This is a genomic window from Asanoa sp. NPDC050611 (genome assembly GCF_040654855.1).
Lineage (GTDB): Bacteria > Actinomycetota > Actinomycetes > Mycobacteriales > Micromonosporaceae > Asanoa.
In genome coordinates this window covers 1-7183 of the sequence record NZ_JBFAIU010000366.1, presented here as the reverse complement: position 1 = coordinate 7183, position 7183 = coordinate 1, and the positions used below count along the sequence as shown (strand labels likewise).

Sequence of the window (7183 nt, the reverse complement as noted above, 5' to 3'; positions counted from 1 at the left end):
GGCAGGTGGTTTCGGGACTTGTGCTGTTATCGCTTCCAGCGATTCGCGGATTCCGACACACCACCCCAGCCGACGTCGAAGCCGCCGCAGACAGACCAAAAGCAAACGCATGAGAAGCGCGGTGTCCCGGGTCCGTCGGGGGCGCGACCGTCGCTCCCGCCGGACACCGCTGCGCTTCGCTCCGCTGCCAGGTCCGCGGTCGGCACAGCTCAGAAAAGGAACGGCAGGAAGGCCGCGAGCGTCTACTCAGACATGGTCGGAAAGAAGCTGTGTGCGGTCGTCGCGGTCGCGGCGATGGCGCTCGCCGGTTGCGGGAAGCCGTTCGGTGGCCGGGTGGTCTACCAGGGCGACTATCCCTACTACGAGACGGTCGCCGATCTGATGGCCAAGGCGGACCTGGTGATCGAGGCGACCGTCGCAGACCCCCGCGCAGGCATGCTCTACCCGAGCGGCGAAGGCGGCACCGATCCACAGGCCAACCCGCAAGCCGGCGCACCCGAGCCCAAGGCACCCCCAGCCGACTTGGGCATCGTCATCACCATCTGGTCGGCCACCGTCACCAAAGTCCACAAGGGACGTCCGACCCAAGCGACGGTGCAGGTCCAGCAGATGGGCGGCGAACGCGACGGCGTCGTCTACGAGCAGCCCGGCGCCGTCGCGTTCACGGAGGGCACGACCTACCTGCTCTTCCTGGAGACCTACCCGGACTCCCCGGCCTCGCTGCTCAACCCCGACCAGGCGCAGTACACGGTCGAGGCCGGCACCTACCGTCCCGTCGGGGACAACAAGCTCACCGTCACCCCCGCCGACCTGACGGCCAAAACTGTCGGAGGTCCCCGCTAGCGTCAGCGCCATCGATGGAAGGAGACCGAAGATGGCGACGAGGACCTGTCAAGGCGAGGCTAGGCGAGAGCGGCCGCCAACTCCCGCACGACGGCGACGAACAGCTCGATGTCCCGCGACGTCGTGCGCCAGTTCACGATCGCCGGCCGCAACGCGACCTTGCCGTCCCACACGGTCGTGCCGGCGAAGACCCGACCGTCGTCCAGGAGCGCCTCGCCCACCCGGCGGTTGAGCGCGTCGAGCGCCGATTCCGGCACGCCGGGCGGTCGCACCCGGAAGCAGACGACGCACAGCGGCACCTCGGCCAGGCGTTCCAGCTCCGGCGCCGCGTCCACCAGGGCGGCGAGCTCCTGCGCCAGGTCCAGGTGGCGCTCCACCATCGCCTGATAGCCCGAGCGCCCGTACGCCGCGAGCGTCGCCCAGATCGGCAACGAGCGCGCCCGGCGCGACGACTCCGGCCCCAAGAGGGCATAGCCGCCGCGCGGTGAGTCGGCGCCCGGCAGATACGGGGCTCCCGGCATGCCGAAAGCCGCGCCCAGCCGGGCCGGCTCCCGCAGGAACGCGAACCCGCTCTCGTAGGGCACGTTCAGCCACTTGTGCCCGTCGCACGCGATCGAGTCGGCCCGCTCCAGCCCCGCCACCAGGTGGGCCGTGCGCGGCGACACGGCCGCGAACAGCCCGAACGCGCCGTCCACGTGCAACCACGCGTCGTGCCGCGCGACCACGTCAGCGAGATCCGACAACGGGTCGAAGTCCCCGGTGTTCACCTCGCCCGCGTTCGCGATCACCACGGCCGGCCCCGAGGCCGCCAGCGCCCGGTCCAAGGAGGACAGATCGACCCGACCCGACCCGTGCACCGACACGGACTCCCGGCCGTGCCCGAGCATCTGCAGGGCCTTGCGCGCGCTCGCGTGGACGTACCCACCGGAGAACACGGGCATCCCTGGCAGCCCGGCCAGCCCGTCGGCCGCCACGTCGACCCCGTGCCGCTCCGCCCACCAGTGCGTCGCCGCGCCGAGTGCGGTGAAGTTCGCGAAGGTGGCACTGCCGACCAGCGCGCCGCCGAACGAGGAGGGCAGCCCGAAGAGCGAACGCAGCCAGTCCAGCGCCACGGTCTCCACCGACGTCGCGAACTCCGACGCCGCGCGCGAGAACGCGTTCTGGTCCAGCAACGAGACGGTCCAGTCCGCGGCCAGCGCGGCCGGTGTAACGCCGCCGGTGACGAAGTGGAAGAACCGTGGGCCGGCCGAGTGCGTGGCGGCCGACGTGCCCACGGACAGGAGCCGCTCCGCGACCACGGCCGCGCCCTCGCCTGCCGCGGGCAACGCGCCCTCGAGCTCCTTGACGCGGGACGAGCCCGCGTAGACGGGCCGGTCCGCGAGCGAGGACAGGTAGGGACCGGCGGTCTCGAACACGGCCCGCAGCGCCGCATCCGTGCCGGAATCGTGCAAGGGGTCCAACTCAGCCCTCCAACACGTGCTCCAGAGCCGCCCGCGCCCGGCGCGCGGTGCGGAGGTAGTCGTCGAGGAACTCGCCCGCGTCGTCGCGCCCGAGCAGCCGCACCACGCCGGCCAGCTCGACCCCGTGTCGCGGCAGCTGGTCGCCGGGCTTGCCCCGCACCAGCGTCAACGCGTTGCGCACCCGGGCGGCCTGCTGCCACCCGGCCGCCAGCGCCGCGGCGTCGGCGGAACCCAGCAGCCCGGCCGCCTCGGCCGCGGCGATCGCGTCGACGGTCCGCGTCGTGCGCAGCGACGGGTGCGCCCCGGCATGCCGGAGCTGCAGCACCTGCGCCGCCCACTCCACGTCCGCGAGCCCGCCCCGGCCGAGCTTGACGTGCGTGGCCGGGTCGGCGCCGCGCGGCAGCCGCTCGTTCTCCACCCGCGCCTTGATCCGCCGGATCTCCACGTGCTGCTCGCGGGTCAGCCCGGCCGCGGGATAGCGCACCCGGTCGGCCATCGCCACGAACCGCTCCCCCAGCCCGACGTCACCGGCGACCGGCCGGGCCCGCAGCAGCGCCTGCGCCTCCCAGACCTTGGACCAGCGGGCGTAGTACTGCGCGTACGCGGCCAGGCTGCGCACCAGCGGCCCCTGCCGCCCTTCCGGCCGCAGGTCGGCGTCGACACCGAGCGGCGGGTCCGGCGCCGGCATGCCGAGCAGCCGGCGCAGCTCCTCCGCGACCGCGTGCGCCGCGGCACTGGCCGCGTCGTCGGGGGTGCCCGGCGGCGGCTCGTACACGAACAGGACGTCGGCATCGGACGAGAAGCTCATCTCCTCGCCACCGAGCCGCCCCATCCCGATGACCGCGAAAGTAAGCCCCTCCGGCAACGGATAGGCGCGCGCCGCCGCCCGCAGCGCCGCACCCAGCGTCGCGTCGGCCACATCGGACAGTGCGGTGCCGACCCCGCGCACGTCCAGCACCGGCGACGGCGCCAGCGAGCCGTGGCTGAGCGCGTCGGCGCAGGCGATCCGGAACAGCTCGCGGCGCCGCAACCCACGCACCGCCCGGATCGCGCCCACCGGGTCGTCGTGCCGGTCCGCCGCCGCGCCGAACCCCTCCCGGACCACCTCACCGGACCGCGGCGCCAGCTCCGCGTCCTCGGCCAGCAGCCGCAGCGCCTCCGGGTCACGCGAGAGCAGGTCGGCGGCATAGCGCGACAGCCCCAGCACCCGGGCCAGCCGCCGGGCGACCGGCCCCTCGTCGCGCAGGAGCCGCAGGTACCAGGGCGTCGAGCCGAGCGTGTCGGACACCTGCCGGTAGCTGAGCAGCCCGCGATCGGGCTCGGCCGCGTCCGCGAACTCCTGCAGGAGCACGGGCAGCAGCGTGCGCTGGATCGCCGCGGTGCGGGTGATCCCGCCGGTCAGCGCCTCCAGATGCCGCAGCGCGCCGGTCGGGTCCGCGAAGCCGAGCACCTCGAGCTGGCGCCGCGCGGCCTCCGGGGTCAGCCGCAGCGACTCGGCGGGCACCCGGGCGACCGCCTCCAGCAGCGGGCGGTAGAGCAGCTTGACGTGCAGCCGGCGGACCTCGCTGGCGTGCGCGACCCAGTCGGCCCGGAACTGCTCGACCGCGTCCTTCCCGGGCAACGCCGTGTAGCCCAGCGCCGCCGCGAGCCAGCGCAGCCCGGCCGGGTCCGCCGGGACGGTGTGCGTACGCCGCAGCGCCTGCAACTGAAGGCGGTGCTCGACCGTACGCAGGAAGCGGTACCCCCGCAGCAGCGCCTCGCCGTCGGCCCGGCCCACGTAGCCGCCGCTCACCAGGGACCGCAGCGCCGGCATCGTCCCGGTGACCCGCAGCGTCTCGTCGGCCCGCCCGTGCACGAGCTGCAGCAGCTGCACGGCGAACTCGATGTCCCGCAGCCCGCCCGGACCGCGCTTGATCTCCCGCTCCATCTCGCGGGCCGGCACGTTCTCGACGATCTTCCGCCGCATCGCCCGCACGTCGTCGACCGCCTCGGGCCGCTCGGCGGCGTGCCAGACCAGCGGCGCTAGCGTGTCGATCCACTCCTGCGCGAGGTCCGCGTCGCCGGCCGCGGGCCGGGCCTTGAGCAGCGCCTGGAACTCCCACGTGCGGGCCCAGCGCTGGTAGTAGGCCTGGTGGCTGGCCAGCGTCCGGACCAGCGGGCCGCGGCTGCCCTCCGGCCGTAGCGCCGCGTCGACCGGCCAGGCGACCAGGCCGCAGATCTCGATGAGCCGGGTCGCGATCGTGGTGCCGGGTGCCAGGTCGTCGTCGGTGGCCGCGACGAAGATCACGTCGACGTCAGAGACGTAGTTGAGCTCGTTGCCGCCGCACTTGCCGAGCGCGACGACACCCAGCCGCGGCTGGACGCCGGCCTCCTCGGCCGCGATCGCGTACGCCGCCCGCAGCGTCGCGTCGGCCAGCGCCGACAGGGCCGCCATCGCCTGCTCCAGGCCGCGCCCGCCGGTCAGGTCAGCGGCGGCGATCTTCAACAGCGCCAGGCGGTACGCGAGCCGGAGCGCGGCCACGGGGTTCGGTGCCTCGACCGGCTCCAGCACCCCGGTCGCGTCCGGCGCGTGCCCGTTCTCGGTCCGCAGCGCCGTCCACTGTGCAGGGTTGGCGACCAGGTGGTCCCCGAGTGCCGACGAGGCGCCGAGCACCGCGACCAGCCGCCGCCGCACGCCGTTGTCCTCGAGCAGCGCGTCGATCAGCTCGCCGCGCCCGGTCTCGGTCCGGTCCAGGGCCTCGGCCAGCCGGTGCAGCTGGCGCAGTGCCAGGTCGGGGTCGGCCGCCCGGGAGAGCGCGGCGAGCAACCCCGCCGCCGGCTCGCCGGTCGGCTCCTGCGTCGCCGGATCCCAGAGCCCGAGCCCGCCGGGGCCGAGCAGCTCGCCGGCCCGGTCACCGAAGCCGAACCGGGCCAGCCGGTTGCGTTCGCTCGTCGGCCGGCCCATCGCTCACCGCCCGAGCAGCGGGAGCGTGGTCCGGGGCAGGTCCAGGTCGCCCTGCGCGAGTGAGGCGAACCGGATCGCGAACGGCTGCCAGACGTCTTCGAGGTCGGGCAGGGCCGAGGCGCAGGCCGCGACCACCGCCTCCTCCGCGAGCCCCAGCTCCGCCAGCTTGGTCGAGCCGGCGGCCCAGTCGGCGATCATCGCGGCGTCGCACTCGATGTGGAACTGCAGCCCCCAGGCCCGCTCACCCATCCGGAACGCCTGGTTGGGGTAGTAGGTCGAGGCCGCCAGCAGCACCGCGCCCCGGGGCAGCTCGGTGATCTCGTCCTCGTGCCACTGCAGCACGTCCGGCGCGAGCGGCACCCAGCGGAACAGCGGGTCGGCCTCGGCGGCGTCGCGCTTCGCGACCAGCGCGGGGCCGATCTCGGGCCCGGACGAGCTGCGCTCGACGGTGCCGGCGTGCGCGGTCGCGAGCAGCTGCGCGCCGAGGCAGACGGCCAGCGTCGGCACGTTGGTGCGGACGGCCTTGCGCAGCAGGCCCTCGACCTTCGGCAGCCACCAGCCGTCGTAGACGCCGTCGTCGTCGGGGTAGGCCCGCTGCTCACCGCCGAGCACCACGAACGCGTCGTAGCCGGTCAGGTCGTCGGGCAGCTGGTCGTCGTCGTACGGACGGAGCACGTGCTGCTCGAGGCCGCCCTCGGTGAACCAGTCACCCAACCGGCGCAGGTCGTCGGTGGGGTCGTTTTCGATCACGAGCGCGGTAGCCACGAGGTCGAGCCTATCTGGGGTTAACCTTCGGTCGTGCACGCGATCAAGGCCCCCGCCCTGCGCCACGGCGATGCCGTGATGCTGGTCTCACCGTCCGGGCCCACCCGGCCGGAGCGGCTGGTGCGCGGGCTGGAACTGGTGGAGTCCTGGGGGCTGCGGGCGGTGCCCGGTCCCCACGCGTACGCCCGGACCGGTTATCTGGCCGGCGACGACGCGGCCCGGGCCGCCGATCTCAACGCCGCGTTCGCGGACCCGGCGATCCGTGGGGTGCTGTGCACCCGCGGCGGCTACGGCGCGCAGCGGATGGTCGACGCGATCGACATGGCCGCGGTCCGCCGCGATCCGAAGGTGGTCGCCGGCTTCTCGGACATCACGGCGCTGCAGTTCGCGCTGTGGCGCGGCGCCCGGCTGGCCGCCGTGCACGGCCCGGGCGTCGCCTGGAACGACGAGCGCACGCCGGCGGCGTCGGCGGAGTCGCTGCGGTCCGCGCTGATGACGACGGACCCGGTGACGGTGGAGGCGGTTCCGACCGAGGACACCGCGGGCGTACGCGTGCCCGGCATCGCCGCCGGCCCCCTGCTCGGCGGCAACCTGTGCCTGATCACGGCGTCGATCGGCACGCCGGACATGCCGGACCTGACCGGCGCGATCCTGCTGGTCGAAGAGGTACAGGAGCCGCTCTACAAGATCGACCGGATGCTCACCCACCTACGCCGCGCGGGCGCGCTCGACGGGCTGGCGGGGGTGGCGCTGGGCCAGTTCACGGACTGCTCGGACGACTGGGACACGGGCCTCGCGCCGATGCTCCTGGACCGCCTGGGCGACCTCGGCGTCCCGGTGCTGGGCGGCCTACCGATCGGCCACGGCCCAGGCCAACTCAGCGTGCCGGTGGGCGCCCTGGCCACATTGGACGCGACCACTGGCGTGTTGTCGGTCGAGGCCGCCGTCGCCTGACGCCGACGGCCGACCGCTACTCCAACGCACCCACCGCAGCCACCCGACTCGGACGGCGCAGCACGACCGCACACCACGCGGCCACCCGACTCGGCCGGCGCACCACCAACGCACCCACCGCAGCCACCCGACTCGGCCGGCGCACCACCAACGCACCCACCGCAGCCACCCGACTCGGCCGGCGCACCACCAACGCACCCACCGCAGCCACCCGACT

At 74.2% G+C, this 7183-nt stretch carries 5 protein-coding genes; 2 read left to right on the top strand and 3 right to left on the bottom strand.

Annotation, left to right across the window (positions count from 1 at the left end):
• The first annotated feature begins 252 nt into the window (after nucleotides 1–252).
• On the top strand, nucleotides 253–843 hold the full coding sequence (locus AB0H87_RS35140) for a hypothetical protein (protein WP_360155829.1): 591 nt from the start codon (nucleotides 253–255) through the stop codon (nucleotides 841–843).
• Nucleotides 844–902: 59 nt separating this feature from the next.
• On the opposite strand, the gene AB0H87_RS35135 is transcribed toward AB0H87_RS35140, so the two are convergent.
• The 3 genes from AB0H87_RS35135 to AB0H87_RS35125 are packed head-to-tail and all read right to left on the bottom strand — an operon-like array spanning nucleotide 903 to nucleotide 6012.
• Complete coding sequence (locus AB0H87_RS35135) at nucleotides 903–2303, bottom strand: pyridoxal-dependent decarboxylase (RefSeq protein ID WP_360155826.1); 1401 nt, start codon at nucleotides 2301–2303, stop codon at nucleotides 903–905.
• 1 nt (nucleotide 2304) lies between these two features.
• The gene (locus AB0H87_RS35130) at nucleotides 2305–5247 is read right to left on the bottom strand and encodes a bifunctional [glutamine synthetase] adenylyltransferase/[glutamine synthetase]-adenylyl-L-tyrosine phosphorylase (protein WP_360155823.1); all 2943 of its coding nucleotides are present in this window, start codon (nucleotides 5245–5247) and stop codon (nucleotides 2305–2307) included.
• Between the two features lie 3 nt (nucleotides 5248–5250).
• Complete coding sequence (locus tag AB0H87_RS35125; protein ID WP_360155820.1) at nucleotides 5251–6012, bottom strand: type 1 glutamine amidotransferase; 762 nt, start codon at nucleotides 6010–6012, stop codon at nucleotides 5251–5253.
• 78 nt (nucleotides 6013–6090) lie between these two features.
• Between AB0H87_RS35125 and AB0H87_RS35120 the strand changes: the two genes are divergently transcribed.
• Nucleotides 6091–6966, top strand: a complete 876-nt coding sequence (locus tag AB0H87_RS35120) for an LD-carboxypeptidase (RefSeq protein WP_360155832.1) — start codon at nucleotides 6091–6093, stop codon at nucleotides 6964–6966.
• Nucleotides 6967–7183 lie beyond the last annotated feature (217 nt).

Excerpts from the sequence above, each read along its gene's own strand:
- AB0H87_RS35140 (WP_360155829.1), top strand. The coding sequence starts at position 253 with ATGGTCGGAAAGAAGCTGTGTGCGGTCGTCGCGGTCGCGGCGATGGCG.
- AB0H87_RS35130 (WP_360155823.1), bottom strand. The coding sequence starts at position 5,247 with ATGGGCCGGCCGACGAGCGAACGCAACCGGCTGGCCCGGTTCGGCTTC.
- AB0H87_RS35120 (WP_360155832.1), top strand. The coding sequence starts at position 6,091 with ATGCTGGTCTCACCGTCCGGGCCCACCCGGCCGGAGCGGCTGGTGCGC.